This window comes from Pseudoalteromonas sp. KAN5 (genome assembly GCF_022846535.1).
Taxonomy (GTDB): Bacteria; Pseudomonadota; Gammaproteobacteria; order Enterobacterales; family Alteromonadaceae; genus Pseudoalteromonas; species Pseudoalteromonas haloplanktis.
Window position 1 is genome coordinate 1,747,271 of the sequence record NZ_AP025589.1, and the last position, 24,967, is coordinate 1,772,237.

15 protein-coding genes, 8 tRNA genes, 2 rRNA genes and 1 pseudogene are annotated in these 24,967 nt (G+C 42.9%); 4 read left to right on the forward strand and 22 right to left on the reverse strand.

What is annotated here, in order from left to right; all coding sequences use genetic code 11:
* Positions 1 to 206 precede the first annotated feature (206 nt).
* Together KAN5_RS07600 and KAN5_RS07605 are read right to left on the reverse strand one after the other, a co-directional pair.
* Positions 207 to 3,093: ribosomal RNA gene (locus KAN5_RS07600) — 23S ribosomal RNA — on the reverse strand.
* Between the two features lie 295 nt (positions 3,094 to 3,388).
* A 16S ribosomal RNA gene (locus KAN5_RS07605) occupies positions 3,389 to 4,928 on the reverse strand.
* The 16S and 23S rRNA genes sit together here, the layout of an rRNA operon.
* A gap of 603 nt (positions 4,929 to 5,531) precedes the next feature.
* Between KAN5_RS07605 and KAN5_RS07610 the strand changes: the two genes are divergently transcribed.
* On the forward strand, positions 5,532 to 6,953 hold the full coding sequence (locus tag KAN5_RS07610; RefSeq protein ID WP_016707673.1) for a sodium:alanine symporter family protein: 1,422 nt from the start codon (positions 5,532 to 5,534) through the stop codon (positions 6,951 to 6,953).
* 59 nt (positions 6,954 to 7,012) lie between these two features.
* Here the strand turns inward: KAN5_RS07610 and KAN5_RS07615 are convergent, their stop codons facing one another.
* From KAN5_RS07615 to KAN5_RS07675, 13 genes are all read right to left on the reverse strand, one after another.
* Positions 7,013 to 7,453, reverse strand: coding sequence for a hypothetical protein (locus KAN5_RS07615; protein ID WP_016707674.1), 441 nt, complete (start codon positions 7,451 to 7,453; stop codon positions 7,013 to 7,015).
* A gap of 113 nt (positions 7,454 to 7,566) precedes the next feature.
* Positions 7,567 to 7,653, reverse strand: a tRNA-Leu gene (locus KAN5_RS07620).
* A gap of 37 nt (positions 7,654 to 7,690) precedes the next feature.
* A tRNA-Cys gene (locus KAN5_RS07625) sits at positions 7,691 to 7,764 on the reverse strand.
* An 18-nt stretch (positions 7,765 to 7,782) separates the two neighbouring features.
* Positions 7,783 to 7,858 (reverse strand) — tRNA-Gly (locus KAN5_RS07630).
* A 51-nt stretch (positions 7,859 to 7,909) separates the two neighbouring features.
* Positions 7,910 to 7,996, reverse strand: a tRNA-Leu gene (locus KAN5_RS07635).
* Positions 7,997 to 8,035: 39 nt separating this feature from the next.
* Positions 8,036 to 8,111: transfer RNA gene (locus tag KAN5_RS07640), tRNA-Gly, on the reverse strand.
* A 96-nt stretch (positions 8,112 to 8,207) separates the two neighbouring features.
* Positions 8,208 to 8,294 (reverse strand) — tRNA-Leu (locus KAN5_RS07645).
* Between the two features lie 36 nt (positions 8,295 to 8,330).
* Positions 8,331 to 8,404: transfer RNA gene (locus KAN5_RS07650), tRNA-Cys, on the reverse strand.
* A 30-nt stretch (positions 8,405 to 8,434) separates the two neighbouring features.
* Positions 8,435 to 8,510 (reverse strand) — tRNA-Gly (locus KAN5_RS07655).
* A gap of 215 nt (positions 8,511 to 8,725) precedes the next feature.
* Positions 8,726 to 9,271: a CDP-diacylglycerol--glycerol-3-phosphate 3-phosphatidyltransferase gene (gene pgsA, locus KAN5_RS07660; protein WP_138555770.1), complete on the reverse strand. Its 546-nt coding sequence runs from the start codon at positions 9,269 to 9,271 to the stop codon at positions 8,726 to 8,728.
* Between the two features lie 42 nt (positions 9,272 to 9,313).
* Positions 9,314 to 11,137 carry an excinuclease ABC subunit UvrC gene (uvrC, locus tag KAN5_RS07665; RefSeq protein ID WP_244390851.1) on the reverse strand — a complete coding sequence of 608 codons (1,824 nt, stop codon included), beginning with the start codon at positions 11,135 to 11,137 and terminating at the stop codon, positions 9,314 to 9,316.
* Between the two features lie 9 nt (positions 11,138 to 11,146).
* Positions 11,147 to 11,797, reverse strand: a complete 651-nt coding sequence (gene uvrY, locus KAN5_RS07670; RefSeq protein WP_016707677.1) for a UvrY/SirA/GacA family response regulator transcription factor — start codon at positions 11,795 to 11,797, stop codon at positions 11,147 to 11,149.
* A 109-nt stretch (positions 11,798 to 11,906) separates the two neighbouring features.
* Entirely contained in the window at positions 11,907 to 13,058 is a 1,152-nt protein-coding gene (locus tag KAN5_RS07675) for a dicarboxylate/amino acid:cation symporter (protein WP_138555768.1), read from the reverse strand.
* A gap of 438 nt (positions 13,059 to 13,496) precedes the next feature.
* Here KAN5_RS07675 and cysK point away from each other — a divergent pair, with 438 nt between their 5' ends.
* Both cysK and KAN5_RS07685 read left to right on the forward strand, forming a co-directional pair.
* Positions 13,497 to 14,465, forward strand: coding sequence for a cysteine synthase A (gene cysK, locus KAN5_RS07680; RefSeq protein ID WP_016707680.1), 969 nt, complete (start codon positions 13,497 to 13,499; stop codon positions 14,463 to 14,465).
* A 140-nt stretch (positions 14,466 to 14,605) separates the two neighbouring features.
* Positions 14,606 to 15,046, forward strand: a complete 441-nt coding sequence (locus KAN5_RS07685; RefSeq protein WP_016707682.1) for a hypothetical protein — start codon at positions 14,606 to 14,608, stop codon at positions 15,044 to 15,046.
* Between the two features lie 101 nt (positions 15,047 to 15,147).
* Here the strand turns inward: KAN5_RS07685 and KAN5_RS07690 are convergent, their stop codons facing one another.
* Complete coding sequence (locus KAN5_RS07690) at positions 15,148 to 17,424, reverse strand: acyl-CoA dehydrogenase (protein WP_244390852.1); 2,277 nt, start codon at positions 17,422 to 17,424, stop codon at positions 15,148 to 15,150.
* Positions 17,425 to 17,605: 181 nt separating this feature from the next.
* Here KAN5_RS07690 and KAN5_RS07695 point away from each other — a divergent pair, with 181 nt between their 5' ends.
* Entirely contained in the window at positions 17,606 to 19,453 is a 1,848-nt protein-coding gene (locus tag KAN5_RS07695; RefSeq protein ID WP_244390853.1) for a M2 family metallopeptidase, read from the forward strand.
* A gap of 85 nt (positions 19,454 to 19,538) precedes the next feature.
* Here the strand turns inward: KAN5_RS07695 and KAN5_RS07700 are convergent, their stop codons facing one another.
* The 6 genes and pseudogenes from KAN5_RS07700 to nudC all read right to left on the reverse strand — a co-directional run bounded on the left by KAN5_RS07700 (position 19,539) and on the right by nudC (position 24,913).
* Complete coding sequence (locus KAN5_RS07700) at positions 19,539 to 20,333, reverse strand: putative porin (RefSeq protein ID WP_244390854.1); 795 nt, start codon at positions 20,331 to 20,333, stop codon at positions 19,539 to 19,541.
* Positions 20,334 to 20,535: 202 nt separating this feature from the next.
* Positions 20,536 to 20,910, reverse strand: a complete 375-nt coding sequence (locus KAN5_RS07705; protein WP_016707686.1) for a PH domain-containing protein — start codon at positions 20,908 to 20,910, stop codon at positions 20,536 to 20,538.
* Positions 20,910 to 21,824 (reverse strand): ABC transporter ATP-binding protein, encoded by a 915-nt coding sequence (locus tag KAN5_RS07710; protein WP_244390855.1) that lies wholly within the window; start codon positions 21,822 to 21,824, stop codon positions 20,910 to 20,912. Before KAN5_RS07710 ends, KAN5_RS07705 begins: the two co-directional genes overlap by 1 nt.
* Positions 21,821 to 22,639 carry an ABC transporter permease subunit gene (locus KAN5_RS07715; protein ID WP_016707688.1) on the reverse strand — a complete coding sequence of 273 codons (819 nt, stop codon included), beginning with the start codon at positions 22,637 to 22,639 and terminating at the stop codon, positions 21,821 to 21,823. The genes KAN5_RS07710 and KAN5_RS07715 overlap by 4 nt, the downstream gene beginning before the upstream one ends.
* Positions 22,640 to 22,763: 124 nt before the next feature.
* A pseudogene (locus KAN5_RS07720) lies at positions 22,764 to 23,943 on the reverse strand (cystathionine beta-lyase).
* A 46-nt stretch (positions 23,944 to 23,989) separates the two neighbouring features.
* Positions 23,990 to 24,913: an NAD(+) diphosphatase gene (nudC, locus tag KAN5_RS07725; RefSeq protein ID WP_016707690.1), complete on the reverse strand. Its 924-nt coding sequence runs from the start codon at positions 24,911 to 24,913 to the stop codon at positions 23,990 to 23,992.
* Positions 24,914 to 24,967 lie beyond the last annotated feature (54 nt).

Here is a 24,967-nt window from a genome sequence, read left to right on the forward strand (position 1 = left end):
GCTGATAATTGTTTTCTGACGGCTGAAAGCTTATGGCTTACGGCTGTCAGTAAATCTACTTTAGTTGTCGCGATAAATCACGACCTACAATCTTAACTTCTGCGCTTAAACAGTCACATAAAAATCTGTCTGGAACAGATTTTAACGCACTTGTGCGGCTTTAGTCATTTACATGGACGTAAATGATAAAACGCGTTTGGCGTTGTATGGTTAAGCCTCACGGGTAATTAGTACAAGTTAGCTTAACATGTCACCATGCTTCCACATCTTGCCTATCAACGTTGTAGTCTTCAACGGCCCTTCAGAGACTTTAAAAGTCTAGTGAGAACTCATCTCGAGGCCTGCTTCGCGCTTAGATGCTTTCAGCGCTTATCAGTTCCGAACGTAGCTACCGGGCAATGCCATTGGCATGACAACCCGAACACCAGCGGTTCGTTCACTCCGGTCCTCTCGTACTAGGAGCAACCCCTCTCAATTCTCAAACGCCCACGGCAGATAGGGACCGAACTGTCTCACGACGTTCTAAACCCAGCTCGCGTACCACTTTAAATGGCGAACAGCCATACCCTTGGGACCGACTTCAGCCCCAGGATGTGATGAGCCGACATCGAGGTGCCAAACACCGCCGTCGATATGAACTCTTGGGCGGTATCAGCCTGTTATCCCCGGAGTACCTTTTATCCGTTGAGCGATGGCCCTTCCATTCAGAACCACCGGATCACTATGACCTACTTTCGTACCTGCTCGACGTGTCTGTCTCGCAGTTAAGCTGGCTTCTACCATTACACTAACCGTACGATGTCCGACCGTACTTAGCCAACCTTCGTGCTCCTCCGTTACTCTTTGGGAGGAGACCGCCCCAGTCAAACTACCCACCAGGCACTGTCCGTAACCCCGATTCAGGGGCCAACGTTAGAACATCAAAACTACAAGGGTGGTATTTCAAGGACGACTCCAACAAGACTAGCGTCTCATCTTCAAAGTCTCCCACCTATCCTACACATGTAGGTTCAATGTTCAGTGCCAAGCTGTAGTAAAGGTTCACGGGGTCTTTCCGTCTAGCCGCGGGTACACAGCATCTTCACTGCGATTTCAATTTCACTGAGTCTCGGGTGGAGACAGCGTGGCCATGGTTACACCATTCGTGCAGGTCGGAACTTACCCGACAAGGAATTTCGCTACCTTAGGACCGTTATAGTTACGGCCGCCGTTTACCGGGGCTTCGATCAAGAGCTTTGTCCGAAAACTAACCCCATCAATTAACCTTCCGGCACCGGGCAGGTGTCACACCGTATACGTCATCTTGCGATTTTGCACAGTGCTGTGTTTTTAATAAACAGTCCCAGCCACCTGGTCACTGCGGCTCCCGTCCGCTTAGAGAGTAAATCTCATCACAGATAGGAGCGTACCTTCTCCCGAAGTTACGGTACGATTTTGCCTAGTTCCTTCACCCGAGTTCTCTCAAGCGCCTTAGTATTCTCTACCTGACCACCTGTGTCGGTTTGGGGTACGATTCGGTATAATCTGAAGCTTAGAGGCTTTTCCTGGAAGTATGGCATCAGCAACTTCACCACCTTAGTGGCTCGTCTCGTGTCTCAGTCTTAGCAACCCGGATTTTCCTAAGTCACCAACCTACTCACTTTCACATGGACTACCAACGCCATGCTTGCTTAGCCTGCTCCGTCCCCCCATCGCAATTATACCAAGTACGGGAATATTAACCCGTTTCCCATCGACTACGCCTTTCGGCCTCGCCTTAGGGGTCGACTTACCCTACCCTGATTAACATGGGATAGGAACCCTTGGTCTTCCGGCGTGCGGGTTTTTCACCCGCATTATCGTTACTCATGTCAGCATTCGCACTTCTGATACCTCCAGCAACCCTCCCGGGTCACCTTCAACGGCTTACAGAACGCTCCCCTACCACTCAAAATAAATTTTGAATCCGCAGCTTCGGTGCATAGTTTAGCCCCGTTACATCTTCCGCGCAGACCGACTCGACCAGTGAGCTATTACGCTTTCTTTAAAGGATGGCTGCTTCTAAGCCAACCTCCTGGCTGTCTGGGCCTTTCCACATCGTTTCCCACTTAACTATGACTTTGGGACCTTAGCTGGCGGTCTGGGTTGTTTCCCTCTTCACGACGGACGTTAGCACCCGCCGTGTGTCTCCCGGATAGTACTTTACGGTATTCGGAGTTTGCAAAGGGTTGGTAAGTCGGGATGACCCCCTAGCCTTAACAGTGCTCTACCCCCGTAAGTATTCGTCCGAGGCTCTACCTAAATAGATTTCGGGGAGAACCAGCTATCTCCCGGTTTGATTAGCCTTTCACTCCTAGCCACAGGTCATCCCCTAACTTTTCAACGTTAGTGGGTTCGGTCCTCCAGTTGATGTTACTCAACCTTCAACCTGCCCATGGCTAGATCACCGGGTTTCGGGTCTATACCTTGCAACTATTCGCCCAGTTAAGACTCGGTTTCCCTACGGCTACCCTAATCGGTTAACCTCGCTACAAAATATAAGTCGCTGACCCATTATACAAAAGGTACGCAGTCACAGAACTAGTCTGCTCCTACTGCTTGTACGTACACGGTTTCAGGTTCTATTTCACTCCCCTCACAGGGGTTCTTTTCGCCTTTCCCTCACGGTACTGGTTCACTATCGGTCAGTTGGGAGTATTTAGCCTTAGATGATGGTCCACCTATATTCAGTCAAAGTTTCACGTGCTCCGACCTACTCGATTTCACTTAAAATGCATTTTCATGTACGGGACTATCACCCTGTATCGTGGCACTTTCCAGAGCCTTCCATTAACACATTATAAGCTTAAGGGCTGTTCCGGTTTCGCTCGCCGCTACTTCCGGAATCTCGGTTGATTTCTTTTCCTACGGGTACTTAGATGTTTCAGTTCTCCGCGTTCGCCTCGTTAACCTATGTATTCAGTTAACGATACCTGCAAGCAGGTGGGTTTCCCCATTCGGAAATCTTAGTCTCAAGTGCTTTTTACTAGCTCGACTAAGCTTATCGCAAGTTAATACGTCCTTCATCGCCTCCAACTGCCAAGGCATCCACCGTGTACGCTTAGTCACTTAACCATACAACCCAAACGGGTCTTTGTTTTGTGACAGTTTAACTTCGCCAGAAGTTAATATTGAATACTAAAGTAGATACCAATCAATCATTTCAAAGAAACAATTAAATGGCACTGAATGATACTGCTATCATTCTTTTTTACTTTTGAAAACTCTGTATAAATAACAATGTTATTCATACGAATTTTATTATCAGCTTTTCCAAATTTTTAAAGAGCATATTAATTAATAAACCTTGCGGCTTACTAACTAACAATCATCTGTGTGGACACTTCGAACAAATAAGTTCTAAATCGTATAAGGAGGTGATCCAGCCCCAGGTTCCCCTAGGGCTACCTTGTTACGACTTCACCCCAGTCATGAATCACTCCGTGGTAAACGTCCTCCCGAGGGTTAGACTATCTACTTCTGGAGCAACCCACTCCCATGGTGTGACGGGCGGTGTGTACAAGGCCCGGGAACGTATTCACCGCGTCATTCTGATACGCGATTACTAGCGATTCCGACTTCATGGAGTCGAGTTGCAGACTCCAATCCGGACTACGACGCACTTTAAGTGATTCGCTTACTCTCGCGAGTTCGCTGCACTCTGTATGCGCCATTGTAGCACGTGTGTAGCCCTACACGTAAGGGCCATGATGACTTGACGTCGTCCCCACCTTCCTCCGGTTTATCACCGGCAGTCTCCTTAGAGTTCTCAGCATGACCTGCTAGCAACTAAGGATAGGGGTTGCGCTCGTTGCGGGACTTAACCCAACATCTCACAACACGAGCTGACGACAGCCATGCAGCACCTGTATCAGAGTTCCCGAAGGCACCAAACCATCTCTGGTAAGTTCTCTGTATGTCAAGTGTAGGTAAGGTTCTTCGCGTTGCATCGAATTAAACCACATGCTCCACCGCTTGTGCGGGCCCCCGTCAATTCATTTGAGTTTTAACCTTGCGGCCGTACTCCCCAGGCGGTCTACTTAATGCGTTAGCTTTGAAAAACAGTTCCGAGGAACCGAGCTTCTAGTAGACATCGTTTACGGCGTGGACTACCAGGGTATCTAATCCTGTTTGCTCCCCACGCTTTCGTACATGAGCGTCAGTGTTGACCCAGGTGGCTGCCTTCGCCATCGGTATTCCTTCAGATCTCTACGCATTTCACCGCTACACCTGAAATTCTACCACCCTCTATCACACTCTAGTTTGCCAGTTCGAAATGCAGTTCCCAGGTTGAGCCCAGGGCTTTCACATCTCGCTTAACAAACCGCCTGCGTACGCTTTACGCCCAGTAATTCCGATTAACGCTCGCACCCTCCGTATTACCGCGGCTGCTGGCACGGAGTTAGCCGGTGCTTCTTCTGTAAGTAACGTCACAGCTAAGTGCTATTAACACTCAACCTTTCCTCCTTACTGAAAGTGCTTTACAACCCGAAGGCCTTCTTCACACACGCGGCATGGCTGCATCAGGCTTGCGCCCATTGTGCAATATTCCCCACTGCTGCCTCCCGTAGGAGTCTGGGCCGTGTCTCAGTCCCAGTGTGGCTGATCATCCTCTCAAACCAGCTAGGGATCGTTGCCTTGGTAAGCCATTACCTTACCAACTAGCTAATCCCACTTGGGCTAATCTTTTGGCGTGAGGCCCGAAGGTCCCCCACTTTGGTCCGTAGACATCATGCGGTATTAGCAGTCGTTTCCAACTGTTGTCCCCCACCAAAAGGCATATTCCCAAGCATTACTCACCCGTCCGCCGCTCGTCATCTTCTAGCAAGCTAGAAATGTTACCGCTCGACTTGCATGTGTTAGGCCTGCCGCCAGCGTTCAATCTGAGCCATGATCAAACTCTTCAATTAAAAGTTTTTATGTTCCGTAGAACAGCTCAATGAATTCTGAATTATTTAATATCTTTCGATATTGAATTGACTGTGCTGCAATAAATAAATTTATTGCTGTTGGTCACTCAGTTTCAATTGAGACTCTAAATTTTGTGCCTTACTACCTAAGCAGTTCGACTGTTAGAACTCAATCTGCACGAGTGCCCACACAGATGATTGCTTTATATTGTTAAAGAACGTTGCGATTAAAGCACTTGGCTTTATCTCGCTAGGGCTGCGCATATTACGCCTTCCTATTTTTTTGTCAACACTTAATTTTAAACTTTCTAAAAAATCTAAACTCAAGTTTTACTCGACTTACTGATTAGCTGCTGCCTCGCTAAGCGTTGCCTGCTCTGCCGTCTCAGTGGGGTCGCATTATAGGGCGCCGCGAATTTTACGCAAGCGTTTTTATCGCTAATTTTGCATTTAATTTTCGCCCTCACGTTACACAAAAGATAGTTACATGTTATCCACAAAACGTTGTGGACAAATCAGCTTTTTTCTTGATTCACTAAACTATCGATTGTACTTATGGTAAGTTGCCCGCTGTTTTATAAACTCGTTCATTAGGCATATAACATGATAGATATAATAAATAGTATAAGTGGACTATTATGGGGTCACATACTCGTCTACTTATTAATAGCAGCCGGACTCTTCTTTACCATTAAACTTAAATTCATTCAGTTTGTTCAATTTCCTCACATGATCAAGGTCATGTTCAATTCTCGCCAATGTGATAAAAACGGCATTTCTTCTTTTCAGGCATTTTGTACTTCTCTCGCAGCGCGGGTCGGCACTGGTAATATGGCCGGTGTTGCTGTCGCACTTTACCTAGGTGGTGCAGGTGCTATTTTTTGGATGTGGTTAATTGCATTAATAGGTATGGCAACCAGTTTTGCAGAAAGTACCTTAGCACAAGCCTATAAAACACGAGATGAGCATGGTAATTTTCGTGGTGGTCCCGCTTACTATATGCAGTATGGTTTAGGTAAACGCTGGATGGGAGTGATATTTTCTCTGTGCTTAATTCTAGCGTTTGGCTTAGTATTTAATGCAGTGCAATCAAATTCTATTGCCGCCGCATTTAAAGTTGCTTTTGATATTCCAAACTATGTGGTGGGATTAGTACTTGTAGTTGGCTCTGGCATTATCATATTTGGGGGTTTAAAAACCATCTCACGCTTTGCTGAAATGGTTGTGCCTTTTATGGCATTAGCTTATTTGCTCGTCGCATTATATGTATGTGCTACAAACGCCGCAGAGCTGCCTACAGTTTTTATGCGTATTATTAATAGTGCATTTGGAATAGAGCAAGCTGGCGCAGGTGCGATTGGCTACGGTGTGATGCAAGCGATGATTCAAGGGATCAAGCGCGGCCTATTTTCAAATGAAGCAGGTATGGGTAGTGCCGCGAATGCTGCTGCGACTGCAACGCCTAATCCTCCTCACCCCGCCTCACAAGGTTATGTACAAATGCTGGGGGTATTTATTGATACGGTAGTGATCTGTAGTGCAACTGCTGCGTTGATATTACTCTCAGACCAGCTTGTCGCTGACTCAGGTGTTACGGGGATTGCCTTAACACAAGCCGCACTTGAGGAGCACGTTGGTAGTTGGGGCGCGGTGTTTGTAGCGATTGCTATATTGTTCTTTGCTTTCACTTCGATTGTAGCCAACTATTCATACGCTGAAACCAACCTACTATTTTTAGAGCACAATCATGAATATGGGATGCTTATCTTCCGCATAATAGTACTAGCAATGGTGATGTTTGGTTCAGTAAGTGAATTAGGACTCATTTGGACGCTTGCGGATATATCAATGGGATTAATGGCAATAGTGAATGTAATAGCACTATTTATGTTATCTGGTGTGGTGATCTGGCTTGCTAACGATTATTCCGCGCAACGTAAATCAGGTAAGCTACCTACGTTTGACCCAACTCAGAATCAACAACTTGACCAGACTATCCCTAAAGGCATTTGGCATAAAGACTAACAACTTTAAGTGATAACCAAGGGAGCCTTTGTGCTCCCTTTTTAATGTCTTGGTTTCTTTTAATTTTTGTTATCTACAACCAGCATAAAAATTGCCACTGCCTTATCTACTTGCTGTGGGTCAAACTTAGCTTCTAGCTCTTGCTTGAGCTGCTGTTGTAATTGCTGCTTAAGGGCTGACTTCTGCGCCATTGACATAAGTTCTGAAGAGCGAGTTTGGTACTCTTGTATTGCTGTAATCGCCTTTTGCAATGCCAGGTTATCTATATTAGCCATAGAGAGTGAGGACAGCTTCTCTTTGCCTGATGCAATTTTATCTTGAGTATGTTCAACCATTTGGCTTACTTGCGTGACTAATGTACTGACCTCACTGATTTTAAGGACATCGTTTACAGTAGATAAAACAATCGCTATTGGTATTAAAACCAATGAAAGCGCTAGACATACACCAAATACAGCCCCTACCCAAAATTGGTTAAGACCCTGTTTAAAGTTCTCCATACAAAAATACTCTTAAACGTGCTGATAGAATAAATGTATAGCATTAAATTTAGAATAGGAATTAATTTTTAGGATTTATCTTAAGAGGATTTATTCTAATGAAAGAGATAAAGTGGTGCCCGAGGCCGGACTTGAACCGGCACGACTTGTTAGTCGAGGGATTTTAAATCCCTTGTGTCTACCAATTCCACCACTCGGGCATCGAGTTTGCTAATTAAAGCGTGTGGAGTAATTATTTGGAGGCGGAACCCGGAGTCGAACCGGGGTAAACGGATTTGCAATCCGGTGCATGGCCACTCTGCCATTCCGCCTAAACATATCAAATAATTTGGAGCGGCACACGAGGCTCGAACTCGTGACCTCGACCTTGGCAAGGTCGCGCTCTACCAACTGAGCTAGTGCCGCATTTATTAAGTGTTTATCAAAACTTTAATTATCTTGGTAAATAATTAAAAGTGGTGCCCGAGGCCGGACTTGAACCGGCACGACTTGTTAGTCGAGGGATTTTAAATCCCTTGTGTCTACCAATTCCACCACTCGGGCATCGAGTTTGCTATTTAAAGCAAGTGGATAAAACTAATATGGAGCGGCACACGAGGCTCGAACTCGTGACCTCGACCTTGGCAAGGTCGCGCTCTACCAACTGAGCTAGTGCCGCATCATATTAATTCTATTATTAGCATAAATAATTAAAACATCTTTATGTCATATCTTTTTTATAGATTACACTTGGCGATGTAATCAAACCACAAAGTGGTGCCCGAGGCCGGACTTGAACCGGCACGACTTGTTAGTCGAGGGATTTTAAATCCCTTGTGTCTACCAATTCCACCACTCGGGCATCGAGTTTGCTATCTAAAGCATGTGGAGCGTTGAATGGAGGCGGAACCCGGAGTCGAACCGAGGTGGACGGATTTGCAATCCGCTGCATGGCCACTCTGCCATTCCGCCCCAAAACCGGGGTTAGCCTTTAAGATAAACTGGAGCGGCACACGAGGCTCGAACTCGTGACCTCGACCTTGGCAAGGTCGCGCTCTACCAACTGAGCTAGTGCCGCTTAATACTTGTAAGCTATTATTATATCAGTGCAACAATGTCGCTTCATAACATTCTAACAACTTAACCAGTGCTACTTGGTTTATCTAAGGGGCTATGCCCTCTCAACACGGACGCATTCTACAGAGATTATTAAACGCGTCAATACAAAAAATGCTAGTTTTGAACTGTTTGATTATTTTTTATCTAAAACGGTGCGTTATTAGACGTTTACAATCAATTTTTAGTCAATTCTCCCCATGCTGCCATCAAATATTGCAGCATTGAACTCAAGGTTAAGAAGGTAGCAATGTACAATAAGGCATAACTTAAATACATCATCCAAGTATCGTACTGCCAAATCAAACCAATAATGGCTAACATTTGTGCTGCCGTTTTTACTTTACCCATATTTGATACGGCGACATTACCTCTTTTGCCCTGCTCGGCCATCCATTCGCGCAAAGCTGAAATCACAATCTCACGACTAATAATGATTAATGCAGGAATAGTCATATACATTGATTGATAATAACTAGACAGTGCAACTAATGCAGCACAGACCATAACTTTATCTGCTACAGGATCGAGGAATGCACCAAAAGGTGTTGATTGTTCAAGTTTACGAGCTAAATAACCATCAAGAATATCGGTTATTGATGCCAACCAAAAAATAAAGGCAGCCGCAAAGAAAGCCCATGAATAAGGCAAATAAAATATCACCAAAAAAATGGGGATAAGAAAAAGTCTAAATGTTGTGAGTGTGTTTGGAATATTCCACATAACTACTTGAGGATGTCTTTTTTGCTATATTCGCATGAAGGGCTAGCCCTTGTCATGCAAATGGTTAAATATCTTCTCAGCCATGTCAGAGCTGATCCCAGGTACTTGCTTCAATTGATCTATATTAGCAGCTTTTACTCCCTGCATGCCCCCTAAAAATTTTAATAATGTTTGGCGTCGCGTTGAGCCAACCCCACTTATTTCTTCTAATAATGATTGTGTACGTTGTTTTTGCCGCTTATTACGATGCCCTGCAATTGCGAATCTATGCGATTCGTCACGAATGTGCTGGATTAAATGCAGTGCTGGAGCATCGGAGTCCATTGGGATTGTTTTACGTCCACCATCTATTAATAACGTTTCCAGCCCAGGTTTTCGGCTGGTGCCTTTTGCAACACCAACTAGTAATGGCATTTTTGCATGAGGCCAAGTAGAAAAATACTGCTCAGCCCGTGATAACTGCCCTTTACCACCATCGATAAAAATCACATCGGGAATTTTATTTTCATCCACTAACTTGTTGTAACGTTTATTTAATGCAAACTCCATTGCAGCGTAATCATCACCACCAGTGATACCTGTCACATTAAAGCGACGATATTCTTTATTGTTAGGCCCTTGGGAATCAAACACCACACAGCTGGCCACAGTATTCTCACCCATGGTATGACTAATATCAAAGCACTCCATACGGCTAATATCATCAAGGCCTAACGTTGCTTTTAGTTGAGCATAGCGTTTATTAATTGAATCTTGAGTGCTTTGCTTCACGGTAATACTATTAAGTGCATTTTTATTTGCAAGTTGTAAGTATTGCGCACGCTCACCGCGTGTGACGGTTTTTAAAGTGACTTTTCTCTCACTTATTTGACTTAACGCCTCACCCAGCACATCTGCTTCATCAATCGCAAAGGGCAAAATCACTTCTTTTGCTATGCGCCCTGTTGCACCTGGCGCTAAATAATACTGACCAAGGAATGATGCTAGTATTTCTTGCTGTTGTGAATCTTTTGGGACTTTAGGAAAGTAGGTTTTACTGCCCAGCACTTTATGATCACGGATCATCAATAAATGAATCCCATTTAGGCCATTGAGGTGAGCAAAGCCCACCACATCCATTTCAGCATAATTGCCTGAGATTGACTGCTGCTCTTGCATTTTACGCAGCAACATTATTTGGTCGCGTATTTTCGCCGCCAGTTCAAACTGTAACGCTTGGCTAGCAGCTTCCATTTTAGTAATGAGAGAGGCGATAACTTCATGTGATTTACCAGCTAAAAACTTTCTCACAAAATCGACTTGCTGGCTATATTCATCATCGCTAACTTCGCCAGTGCATGGTGCTGAGCAGCGCTTTAATTGAAATTGCAAACATGGCCGGCTACGAGCACGATAATAGGCATCTTCACATTGGCGAACTGGAAATATTTTTTGCATTAATCGCAAGCTTTCAGAAACAGCGCCTGCACTTGGAAATGGGCCAAAATACTCGCCTTTTACTTTGCGACTACCACGGTGAAACGCCAATCTAGGATGTTTGTGTGCCGTTAATAAAATATAAGGATAGGATTTATCATCGCGTAATAAAATGTTGTAGCGAGGCTGGTATTTTTTTATTAGATTATTTTCAAGCAGTAAAGCTTCAGTCTCGGTGTTAGTGAGCGTGATATCAATACCACTAATATTACTAACCAGTGCACGCGTTTTACCATCGGTGACATTGCTTCGAAAATAGCTGCTGACACGTTTCTTCAGGTTTTTCGCTTTACCGACGTAAATAACATTGTTGTCGCTATCAAGCATCCGGTAAACGCCAGGATCGCTTGATAGTGTCTTTAGAAAGTGTACGTGATCAAATTCTGCCATGGGGCAAGACTAATGAGCGCTATCGATGTCAATCATCTTATGGCGAATAGCTAAATGGGTAAGTTCTACATCACCACCAACATTGAGCTTTTCAAACATTCTATAGCGATAACTATTCACTGTTTTAGAACTTAGATTAAGGCGCTCAGCTATATCTTGTACCTTTTCACCTTTAGTGATCATTAGCATAATTTGTAGCTCACGCTCAGATAAACTTTGAAATGGGCTTTCATCTGTGCGACCTGTGACTTGCGCTAAAGCAATTTGTTGCGCAATTTCTGGAGCAATATAGCGTTGTCCTGCATTTACGGCTCGAATAGCGTTCACCATTTCGTCAGAGCCAGCTCCTTTGGTTAAATAACCATGGGCACCAATTTGCATGACTTTGCTTGGGAATGGATCTTCACAGTGCACTGTTAACACAATGATTTTCACATCTGGGCAATAGCGGCAAATCTTTTTAGTCGCTTCTAATCCGCCAATACCTGGCATATTCATGTCCATTAGCACAATATCAGGCGAGTGTTGGCGGCAAAATTGCACAGCCTCTTCACCTGTTTTAGCTTCACCAATTACTTTAAACCCACGAACATCATCTAAAATACGTTTGATACCCGTTCGTACGAGTTCATGGTCATCAACTAAAAGTACGTTAATCAATGGGACACCCTCATATAACCTAACAGCATGTCATTGTGACAACTTAATACAGCACACTAACACAGAAAATCTGAAACGATAACTCTAATATCGTCTCAGATAACTAAATTTAAGATGATGCTTTTTCACTAAAGCGGTCTACCCACAATGCTATAACGCCATCGCCGGTAACATTACACGCGGTGCCAAAGCTGTCTTGTGCCAGATAAAGTGCGATCATCAACGCCACAGCTCCTTCGTTAAACCCTAGCATACTGGTTAACAAACCTAATGCCGACATCACGGCACCGCCTGGAGCTCCCGGTGCTGCAATCATCACAACACCTAACATCATTATAAATGGCAACATACCAAATAGTGAAGGTACATCCATGTTAGGTGATAAAAACATCACCGCCATAGCACAGGTAACAATAGTAATAGTTGAACCTGACAAATGTATAGTGGCGCACAGTGGTACAGTAAAATTAGCAACATCTTCTTTTACATTGTTTGCCTTGCTCGAACGCAGCGATACAGGAATTGTCGCCGCACTAGACATGGTGCCTAAGGCCGTGAAATAAGCTGGCAGCATATTTTTAATTAATTCAACAGGATTACGCTTTAATAGTACGCCGGTGCCGATATAAAGAATACTTAGCCAAACCCAGTGCATAATAAGTGCCGCAATTAACACGATACCGAATGTTTGCAAGGTATCAACAACAGTGCCTGCGACCGTCATTTCAGCAAATACACCTGCGATATAAAAAGGTAAGGCTGGAATGATCACTTTTGCTAATAAGCCGTCAATCACGTCACGACCTTGATCTGATACTTTTCTCAGCGTTTCTAGTTGCAACTGGCTCATACCAATACCAAACACGAATGCTGTCGCAAGTGCAGTCATCACACCCATCAGAGGGGGGATCTCTAAATCAATAAAACTGGCTACTTCAGTGGCGACTTCCGCTTCAAAGGTTAAGCCGCCATCGAACAGCGGAATAATCGCACTAACAGCCAAGACTGCTAGCGTGCCAGCAATAACCGTTGAACCATAAGCAAAGCCAACGGTTTTGCCAAGTAAGTGACCCGAACCTTTTGGTAAACCCGCGATACCCGAAGCAATAAAGAACAAAATAATCAACGGAATCGTGAAAGTGATCAACTGGCCAATTATTTCTTTTATTGTGTATAGGAGTTCAACTCCAGTCAGTGGAACATACAGACCCACTAAAATACCGCCCAATATGCCGGCAATTAATTTTAATATTAATGTCATTGTGATCACTTTATAAATTTTGGTGGATGTGGTTTTAACATGTTTTTAATTACTTGTATCATAAAACCGTTAAATAGCGGCTTGTTTGCACAAAATACCATCACTTTTATCATTTAACACCCAGCCTAATTATCTCGCCGTAAGAATATAAACTCATCACTTCGCAGCGGTCAAAATAAGTGTCGATTAGCTATCTTTAAGCAACATGACCTAACGCATACTCATTTTCTTTTGCTCAGGTTTACTAGCAACCGGATGGTGACTTGACTAAACCTATAGAACTAAGCTGTTTTTATTTCATTCAATTATAAGTCGAATAGATATATCTTATAGCCAAACTTTACTTTAGTTTTTTTAATACAGCAGTAAAGTGTCATTATTACAGATCGATTACTTAAAATCGGTCCCGATTGAATAAATTGCACCTAAGGGAACATTATGTCTACAATTTTTGAAGATAACTCACTCAGTATTGGTAATACACCATTAGTAAAGCTAAACCGTGTAACTACTGGTAATATTTTTGCTAAAGTTGAATCTCGTAACCCTAGTTTTAGTGTTAAATGCCGTATCGGTGCATCAATGATCTGGGAAGCTGAAAAATCAGGCCAACTCACTAAAGATAAAGAATTGATTGAGCCAACGTCAGGGAACACAGGTATTGCACTTGCATTTGTAGCGGCTTCTCGTGGTTACAAACTAACCCTAACAATGCCAAATACCATGAGTCTTGAGCGTCGTAAATTGCTAAAAGCACTCGGTGCGAATTTAGTATTAACAGATGGGGCGAAAGGCATGAATGGCGCAATTGAAAAAGCAAAAGAAATTCAAGCCAGTGATCCTGAAAAATTCATTTTATTACAACAATTTGAAAACCCAGCAAATCCAAAAATTCACTTTGAAACAACAGGTCCTGAAATCTTCGAAGCAACTGACGGTAACGTTGATTTCTTCGTCGCTGGCGTTGGTACTGGTGGCACAATTACCGGGGTTAGCCGTTATTTGAAACTTGAAAAAGGCCTTGATGTTAAATCAATCGCTGTAGAGCCGACAAACTCACCTGTTATCAGCCAAACCTTAGCGGGGGAAGAAATTAAGCCTGGTCCCCATAAAATTCAAGGGATTGGTGCAGGTTTCATCCCGGGTAACTTAGATCTCAGTGTCATCGATGGTGCTGAACTTGTTTCAAACGAAGAAGCCATTGAAATGGCTCACAAGCTTATGAAAGATGAAGGTATCTTAGTTGGTATTTCATCAGGCGCTGCGGTTGTAGCAGCCAAGCGTATTGCTGAGTTGCCTGAGAACGCAGGTAAAAATGTCGTGGTTATCTTGCCAAGTGCAACTGAACGTTATTTATCAAGCCCACTTTTTGCTGAAGAGTTTTCTGAGCAAGAACTTGTTCAATAACATTATTGCTTTTATAAAAGGATGCAAAATGCATCCTTTTTTATTATTTATTGCCTTAACCGCACTAATTTTTATCGTAAACTTTACATCTGCCACATTTCATCACACACTAAATCATCACTAATAAGTCTATTTATCTAATGAAATTATTTTTAACTCTATTTGCTGCTACATTTTTATTGTTAGTAAGTGGCTGCGGCAATGACGATACACCAAGAGGTGAGAAAAACACGCCAGGAAATAGTGCTGCCCTGTTCTTTGATACACTTTATAACGAACAAGATCTTACTAAAGCCAGTACGATGGCCACCCCAAGAATGGCGCGGATCATGATGTCATATGGTACATCCAAGCAGTTTGCTCGTAATTTAGTCAACTTACAATACGATAGCGTGGTGATTGAAGTTGATATGACAAATATGAGCTTAAGAGAGCAATACGGTGAGACAGCTAATATCAACTTGATTTTTACTGGCCAGTTTAATGGCAATAAAGTCGATGATATGCGCAGCGTAAAAATGGTCCGTAAAAAAGGCAATTGGTATGTTGATAAAATTAATGCCGATCCCTTTGCACGTTAAAAAGTAGTAATTACCAAAACTAGCTTAGCGCTGGTTAATTAACAAAAAGCCTTGCAGATGCAAGGCTTTCTTTATTTCGGCGTAAATCAATTACCCTAAAGTTATAATTCACCCGCTTTATAATTATCGACTGCAATGGCTTGCTTACGTAAATTATTAGCTCCGTGCAGTTTTTCTGCTTGTTCATCAGTGATCAACTGCTTTTTACGTGCACTGTTAATAGCAGTTTCAATATCATGGTTACGATTAAGCGTGCCCTCACGTTGCCATTTTTTCAATCGTTTGAATGCCGCGCTTGTATCATGCATGGCTATAAAGGCATTTTCCATCACCCCTGTACCTGCATTTTCGTCCACATGACATAAATGGGTTAGACGATTTCTAAATACCCCGGGTTGAGTCATATGCTCACAGATTTCTTGTGCAATCTCATCACTCGGCCTTTGGTAGTGGTTACCAAGCGGAAATACGATACGTTTAAGTATGAAATTAACAACTGGGTTGGAGAAGTTTTTAAAGAAGCCGTCAAATGCTTGGCCTATTTCAAACAGTGATAGCTCCACCGCATATTTAACAAAAGGCAGGTCAGCCTGTTGACGTCCTTCATCTTCAAAACGTTTAAGAACACAAGATGCCAAATACAAATGACTTAACACATCACCTAAACGCGCTGAAATCATCTCCTTGCGTTTAAGCTCGCCACCAAGCACTAACATAGCTACATCAGTACTAAACGCAAGCCCACGGCTCATTCTTCCAAGTTGCTTATAATAGCGTGCTGTAGCACCACATACCGGCGATTTTGCAAAATAGCTACGGGTTAGGCCGTGTACAAATGCCATACCCGCGTTAGTAGCTGCAAAGATAATATGTTGCAACAACAGTGCATCGAACTCTTTTAATGCTAAATCATCATCTTCCATTGCCGCAGCTTCCATTTCTTTGAGTACAAATGGATGGCAACGTGTTGCACCTTGACCAAAAATCATCAAATTACGGGTTAAAATATTTGCCCCTTCAACTGTGATTGAGACCGGAATACCCATGTAGCCATGGGCTAAATAGTTATTTGGTCCAACTTGTATTCCTTTGCCTGAATGAATATCCATTGCATCATTCATCACTGTACGACCCATTTCGGTCATATGGTATTTAGCAATAGCCGTGACCACAGACGGGCTTAATTTAAGGTCGATTGCGCCTGCAGTCATTAAACGACATGATTCTAAACTATAAGTAAGCCCGCCAATACGTGCCAGTGCTTCTTGTACGCCTTCAAACTGACCAATAGATACACCAAATTGTTGGCGAACTGTGGCATACGCAGATGTCATTCGAGCACATAAGTGACCTGTTGCACTGCTAAGCGCAGGTAATGAAATACCACGCCCTGCACTTAAGCATTCGACCAACATGCGCCAGCCTCGCCCAGCACCTTGTTGACCACCAATGATCCAATCAAGCGGAATGAATACATCTTTTCCGTACGTTGTACCATTCATAAACGCCATATTAAGAGGAAAGTGACGCTCTCCGGTTTCAACGCCTGGGTGATCTGTGGGGATCAGCGCACAGGTAATACCAAGTTCTTTTTGTTTACCTAGTAAGCCATCCGGATCATACATTTTAAAAGCAAGACCAAGAACTGTCGCCACAGGGGCAAGTGTAATATAACGCTTTGACCAATTTAAGCGCAGGCCCAACACTTCTTTACCTTCAAACTCACCTTTACAGACCACACCAGAATCAGGAATACTGCCTGCATCTGAACCGGCTTCTGGGCCTGTAAGTGCAAAACAAGGCACATCTTGACCATTAGCTAAACTGGGTAACCAACGTTGCTGCTGTTCTTTGGTACCATAATGTAATAACAATTCACCCGGGCCTAAGCTGTTAGGTACCATAACGGTTACAGCGGCGGTTAAGCTTTTAGTCGCAATTTTAGCAACTATGGTCGAGTTTGCGATTGCTGAGAACTGCCGACCACCAAATTTTTCTGGAATAATCATCGCAAAGAAACCCTGCGTTTTTAAGTAATCCCATACCTCTTTTGGCAAGTCTTTATCTTTTTGCACTATTTGATAGTCATCAAGCATTGCTAATAGTGTTTCGACTTCGTTGTCTAAAAATGCTCGTTCTTTCTCACTAAGTTCGGGTTTTGGGTAACTATGTAATAGCTGCCAATCAGGATTACCACTAAACAGTTCTCCATCCCACCACACATCTCCGGCTTCCATCGCCTCTCGCTCAGTTTGCGAAAGCGGCGGAAGTACTTTTTTAAACATTTTAAATGTCGGGCGGCTAACTAAATTTAAGCGAATATCTTTGACCGCAAAAATAACGATGACGACCACCAGTAACAAGATAAATACTGACATGAAAACTATCCTTATTAATTAATGAAATGCATTGGCTTAATTATGACCGATCCTTTAATAAATACAATGTCACTGTAAACTTGCATTGCCCTGCATAGTAACACCAATTCTTGATATAGTTTGCCTAACATAGAGACGCTGCTATTATCCTATGCGATAAATAACAAATATAAGGGTCAACATGACTACTCCACATTTTAAGCGCAGTCTGAGCGCGATAATGGTTGCCAGTACATTGGCATTAACTGGCTGTAACCAAGAAGCAAATAACACTCCAGCACAAGCTGCTACTGGCCCAGCACCGGTAACTGCAAACGATGCACAAGCTTTTTTAGATGCCACAGAGCAAGAGCTCAGCGCGCTATACTTAGAATCCAGCCGAGCAGAATGGATTTACGCAAACTTTATTACACATGATACCTCGGCACTATCAGCAGAAGTAAACCGTAAAATGACCGCCGCGGTGGTTCGTCTAGCAAACGAAGCAGCGCGGTTTGACTCACTTGAGCTTGATTACGATGCTCGTCGTAAGCTCGATAAATTAAAATTAGCCCTCACTTTACCTGCTCCACAAGATGCCGAAAAAACAGCAAAATTATCACAGCTTGTGGCTGAACTTGGCGGTATGTACGGTAAAGGAAAATACTGTAAAGACGACGGTAGCTGTTTAAGCCTTGGTGATATGACAGCAACAATGGCCACCAGTCGTGATTACAACGAGCTGCTCGATTTATGGCAGGGCTGGCGCCAGGTTTCAAAGCCAATGCGACCACTGTATGAGCAGCAAGTTGTGTTAACCAATGAAGGTGCTAAAGAGCTTGGTTATGCTGACACAGGCGCAATGTGGCGTAGTAAATACGATATGCCAGCGGATGACTTTGCAACAGAGCTTGATCGTATCTGGGGCCAAGTAAAACCACTGTATGACTCGCTGCATTGTCATGTTCGTGCCAAGTTGGGTGAAAAGTATGGCGAAGATAAAGTACCACAAGATCAACCAATTCCTGCACATTTATTAGGTAATATGTGGGCACAAACATGGGGCAATATTTACGATGTCGTTGCGCCTGAAAATGCCGATCCTGGCTATGACGTCACCGCATTACTCGCCGAGCATAACTACGATGAACTAAAAATGGTGCAAGGCGCTGAGAAATTTTTTACATCAATGGGCTTTGCACCTCTACCTGAGACTTTTTATGAACGTTCGTTATTCACCAAGCCTGCTGATCGTGATGTTCAATGCCACGCCTCTGCGTGGAATATAGACAGCAAAGACGATCTGCGCATAAAAATGTGTATTCAGCGTACTGGCGAAGAATTCTCAGTTATTCACCATGAGTTAGGTCACAACTTTTATCAACGCGCTTACAATACCCAACCGCTTTATTATCAAGAAAGTGCTAACGACGGTTTCCACGAAGCCATTGGCGATACCATTGCACTTTCGGTAACGCCTGGTTACTTAAAAGAAATTGGTTTATTAGAGCAAGTTCCTGATGAATCAAAAGACATTGGCTTACTGATGAAAATGGCGCTGGATAAAGTCGCGTTTATACCATTTGGTTTACTTGTGGATCAATGGCGTTGGCAGGTATTCTCTGGTGCGGTAACGCCTGAAAACTACAATAAGGCGTGGTGGGAGCTACGTGAAAAATACCAAGGTGTAAAAGCACCTATTGCACGAAGCGAAGCTGACTTTGATCCCGGTGCAAAATACCATGTGCCTGGCAATACACCGTATACACGTTACTTCTTAGCGCATATTTTACAGTTTGATTTCCACCGTAGTTTATGTGAAATTGCTGGTAATAAAGAAGCCATTCATCGCTGTTCAGTATATAACTCTAAAGAAGCCGGTGAAAAACTCAATGCGATGCTAGAAATGGGTTCAAGCCGCCCTTGGCAAGAAGCATTAGCCACCGTAACAGGTAAACCTGAAATGGATGCCACTGCCCTACTTGATTACTTTGCACCACTGCAAAAATACCTTGATGAGCAAAATAAAGACCGTCAATGTGGTTGGTAAGTAAACTAGTTAAATAGCAAAAATGCAAAAGCCCGCTCAATTGAGCGGGCTTTTTTAGTATTGCAGTACTAAATTTACAGTTTGATTAGAACTGTAAGCTTACATTTGCAAAGTAAGCGTCATAACCAGAATCATCCCAGTTATTACCGTAACCTGCTTTTAAACCAACATTTTTGTTGAAGAAATGTTGAGCACCAAACGTGTAATCATCGTTTTTGTTAAATGTAACAAACGCTGATGTTGCTTTAGTGAAGTAGTAGTTAGATTCTAACTCCCATGAAGATGAGCGATTATCATCATCTGATACAGTACCTTCAACAGTTAGGAAGTTACCTTGCTTAAGATCCATGAAGTATTTAGCGTTCACGGCGCGGTAATCAAACTCGTCATCAGATGTTACGGTGAAACCGATGTAATCTGTGCTGTTTAACTGGTGGTTGTATGCTAAATCAAATAAAACACGATTTTCGCCATCTTCAACATCTTCAAATGTTGCTTTTAAAAGAAGATTAGGATTAAAGAAGTAACCTGCAGACAGTTTAATTACATCAGTGCTTGAACCAGCGTCAATGTCATTATTGCTGTACTCTGCACCTAGAACAAAATCTTGTAAGAAATATTCACCACCAATGGTAGCAACATCGCTAGAATCATTATCTGTGTATTTACCATAAACATTAGTTTGCTTATTGATGTACTCGAATTGATCGTAAGGACCTAAAGTCGCTTTCGGAGAAAAGTAATACGTTGAATCAACGCTTATTGTGTCGTTGCCATCTGTGTCCTTATATTCTAAATGGCTGATTGACTGATAATTGTCCGCAGCAGTCGCGGCGCTTGAAAGAAGAATACTCGAAATAATAACTGCTAACTTTTTCATAAAAAGATTTCCCTATTTTACATTGTTGATTGCTACATGTTTTAACCGATTGGCTAAGACGGGGACATGCTAACGCGAACAAACTGAATGGAAACTTAACTAAGTAATTGTATTAATTATGAAAATGTAAAATTTTGTAGGTTATTGTAAAAATAATGTGGCCATTATTGAAACAATCGCCACAATCCATTTATTCTAATATTTACAGTGCATATTGACTAATGATGCGATAAACATCATTGATGTTATCACCGGATTTGAAATCTTTACTAATTGGAGTTGGATCCGACCCTACCCAGATTTTTAGCTCCGCATCTAAATCAAAGTGCCCAGCACTTTCTTTACTAAACTTAGTAATTTTTGAATATGCGATACTGATCATTTCCATTTTTGAGCCTGTTACTCCCTGCTTGTCGAGTAAAATTAAGCGCTTATTAGTAAAAATAAACATATCGCGCACAACTTTATAGGCTTTTTCTACTTGCTCTCCCTCAATCAAGGTATTCGCTAGTACTTTTTCTAAATCACCGTCATCAACTTCGCTGGCATTGCCCATTAATCCACTTAATAAACCCATTATACTGTCTCCTGTTTAAAAATTTGATTCTCTAATGTGTGTCCATTTACTAATTGACGATATCGCCACCCTTGCTGATAACAATATTGTAATAGCGTTATATCAAAGGGTGTGGCTGCTTTTTGATACTCAACAACATATTCTTTCGCTTGGCTCATATAGACCTTAGATACCCCTGCCAATGCCTGAATTTTTGCTTCAACATCAGCATATTGCTCATTTAATAACAAGGTAATAAAGCCAGTTTGCTGTTCATTGCTATTATTTTGCTTGGGGTGCTCGGTGAGCTTTCCTTTATCAAGGTGCAGTACATGTGAACATAACCGTTCTAGCTCGGTCAGATCGTGTGAGCTTAAAATAAACGTCGCCTCAGAACTTAATTCTGAAACTAATTGACGTATTTCACGAGCATGAATGGGATCAAGCCCTGCGGTGGCTTCATCCAGCATCACAATTTGCGGTTTACCGATCAGTGCCTGCCCTATTGTGACCCGCTTGCGCATACCATGCGATAAATCATCGGCGCGTTGCTTCGCTGCTTCCGCTAAGCCTACAAGCTCCAAAACACGGATTGCTTCAGCTTGACTTTGTTTACTTGAAAGCCCTTGCAACTGGCCATAAAACGCGAGTTGATGAGAAATACTAAAACGGGGATCAAGTTGCGCATCTTGCGGCAGCGCACTGAGTTTGCCAAATAACTCACTGCTGCCAGGGTTATAGCCTAAAATGCTGAGCGTGCCTTTAGTTGGTAATATATAACCACATAACAGGCTAAACAATGTGGTTTTACCTGCCCCATTAGGTCCGACTAACGCAACTGGCGCACCTTTTTGAATCTCAAAACTCACATTATCAAGTGCTAATTTACTGCCGAACTGCTTAGTTAAAGCTGTTGCCTGTATTAATGTGCTCATAAGGAACTCCTTGCAAAAATACGCTGGGCTAGGGCTAACATAACCACAGTTTGAATAACGGGAATACCTAAACTATTAAACAATCCTGCATTCTGCCCCGCCATTTGATCTAACTGTACTCCAGGAAAAATATAATCAAGCATGGCCATTGCGGGAATTTGCCAACTCAATAGACCAACAACAATATTTCCGCCAGCAAAAAATAACACGGCCAGCACCACGGTTAAACGTGCCGAACGCGCAAAGGTATTTAATAAAGTCATCAGTGCTATAAAGGGTAAAACGGCTATTAAAAGGTAACAGAACAACATGAAACTGCGACTAAGCCCCGTCATTAATAATGCCGGCTCACGAAATGCCATTACCGCGACAGCCGCTACTAAGGTCACAATTAACAGCGCGGCCAAAATAAACACTTGCCCTAAAAACCGACCAAATAGCATTTCGTTACGGGTCGCTCTTAGAGATAAAAATCTAAGCGTGCCTCGCTGCTTATCACCAACGAGTTGGTCACTGCATAAAAATAAGCAAAAACTGGGGAAACTGTATAATGCAATTAACCAATACATGGCAAGCTCAGCCTCAGGCCAATCGAGCAATTTACTTAATCCTATAGCACCAAACACTTGCTGTGCTAATTCGGCTATCTCGGGAGAGCTGATCAAACTTACCGCTTGACCAATTGGATAACGTAAAATGAGTAACCAACAAATTGCAAAAGCAGCAACAGCCAGCAAGCCACGTTTAGTCAAAAATAACCTTACCAATTCAAACTGGGCAATGTTTAATAATCGCTGTGGGTGTAATTGTGACACAGGTATTCCTATTTAATTGATATACAGCTTACACTAAGTGCAAACGTGTTGAATTACTAGCAAAAAAAAAGCCCACCGAATGGTGAGCTCTGTAACAATAGATTAAAATGTAACAAGCAAACGCTTATAAATGTTGTTTATATACGTCCAATGCCTGTGTTAAATCAGTAATAAGATCATCAACATCTTCAAGACCAATATGTAGGCGGATCACCGGGCCCAACTGCCATCCTGTCGCTGAGCGTAGACCTTTCATCGTTAAATTAGCGGTCACTAAACTCTCAAATCCCCCCCCATGAAAAGCCCATTTTAAAATGCTCTAGACTATCTAAAAAAGCATCAATCGCCTCTTGATTACCTTCTTTCATTACAAATGAAAATAAGCCATTGCTGCCATCAAAGTCACGTTTGAAAAACTCATGGCCTGGGCAACTCTCAAAAGCGGGGTGACGAATATGATCAACTAATGGATGCTGCTCTAACCAGCTTGCCACTTCAATTGCGGCTTTCTCATGCTGCTTTAAACGCACTGCCATAGTACGTAACCCCCGAAGTGCTAAATAAGCATCATCCGCAGAGGTACACTGACCAAGTAAGTAAGATTGCTCCCGTAATCTTGGCCAATATTTTTTATTTGCAACCGCAACGCCCATCATCACGTCAGAATGACCAACAATATATTTAGTCGCCGCTTGAATGCTAATATCAACACCGTGCTCTAATGGGCGATAATGCAAGCCATTACCGTAGGTATTATCAAGCATGGTCATCACGCCGTGTTCATTAGCAACGGCAACCATTGCCGGTACATCTTGTACTTCCATGGTGATAGAGCCTGGTGATTCTAAAAATAACACCTTGGTATTTTCTTTGATCAGCGTTTTAATATCTGCGCCAATTGTTGGTGGATAATAGGTAGTTTCAACACCAAAGCCAGCTAAAATTTTATCGCAAAAATCACGGGTTGGTTCATAAGCATTATCAACCATTAAAATATGATCGCCAGCTTTCACAAAAGCCAGTAATGCACTACTAATTGCCGCTGCTCCGCATGGGTACAATGCGCAGCCTTCTCCGCCTTCCAATTCAGTAATTGCTTCTTGCAGTGCAAAATGTGTAGTAGTACCACGGCGCCCATAAAATAACGTTTTATCACCCCGTTTTTTTGCCGCATCCTTAAGCTCAGCCACAGAGTCAAACACAATGGTTGACGCACGTTGTACAACAGGGTTAACAACGCCATGAGTATAGGCTTTTTTACGTCCAGCACTGACTAACTGCGTATTTTTATTACTTGTCGTCATGATTAATCCTTAAAAATATGTCATCAAAACTTGCATTAAAAAATGCTTAGTCGTTTAAATTACACCAGTGGTCAATTAGATACCGTGATATAGAGTCGGTGCGAGGTAACTTTAGATGGGTACCTTCGTCATGCCAATTACCAAAGCTTTTTATTTCTTCTCGGCTAAACCACTGGGCATCATCAAGCTCGTCTTTATCAACGTGAATATCTTCAGTGACGGCTTCCGCTATAAAACCTAGCATAATTGATGAAGGGAACGGCCAAGGTTGTGAGGCAATATAACGAACATTGCCAACGACAATACCAGCCTCTTCCATCACTTCCCGTGCAACCGCTTGTTCAAGGCTTTCACCGGGGTCAACAAAACCCGCTAAAGATGAATACATACCCGGCGCCCATACAGCTTGGCGACCCAATAAACAGCGCTCAATACCATCGGCGAAAGTACGCGTTACCACCATGATCACCGCAGGATCTGTGCGTGGAAATGTTTGGTGTTTACATTGCTCGTTGCTACATAAACGCGAGTGGCCTGCTTCGACAAGCATATTTTTGCTGCCGCATCGTCCGCAAAAACAATGTGTTGCATGCCAGTAGCACAAACCTCGCGCGAGGGCTGCCATTGAGCCTTGTTCAAGCGCAACATTCACCCCATAACGGCGAATATCAACAAACTCAGCATTGCCAATCAACTGTGTGACTAGCGCATCATCTAATTGGCTAACATCAAGTGCAAAATGACTCGTTTGCTGCTCATCTAAACCTAAGAATATCGCCTCAGATAAATCTAAATTACGCACCGTTGCGAAGCTCAAAAATGTCACTACATAACTATTACTATCAAATAAGGTTTGACTGTTTTTCACCAATAGCCAGCGGCTTTGCTCATTGACTTGAGCTGCTAACCAATTTGGCTCTTTACGTAAATTTGATGCTCGATTTAACGACATTGCGGAGTAATTAAGCATGCTCGTCCTTTTTATTATTTAGATGGCTAAAACTACCACAACACTCGGCCAAAC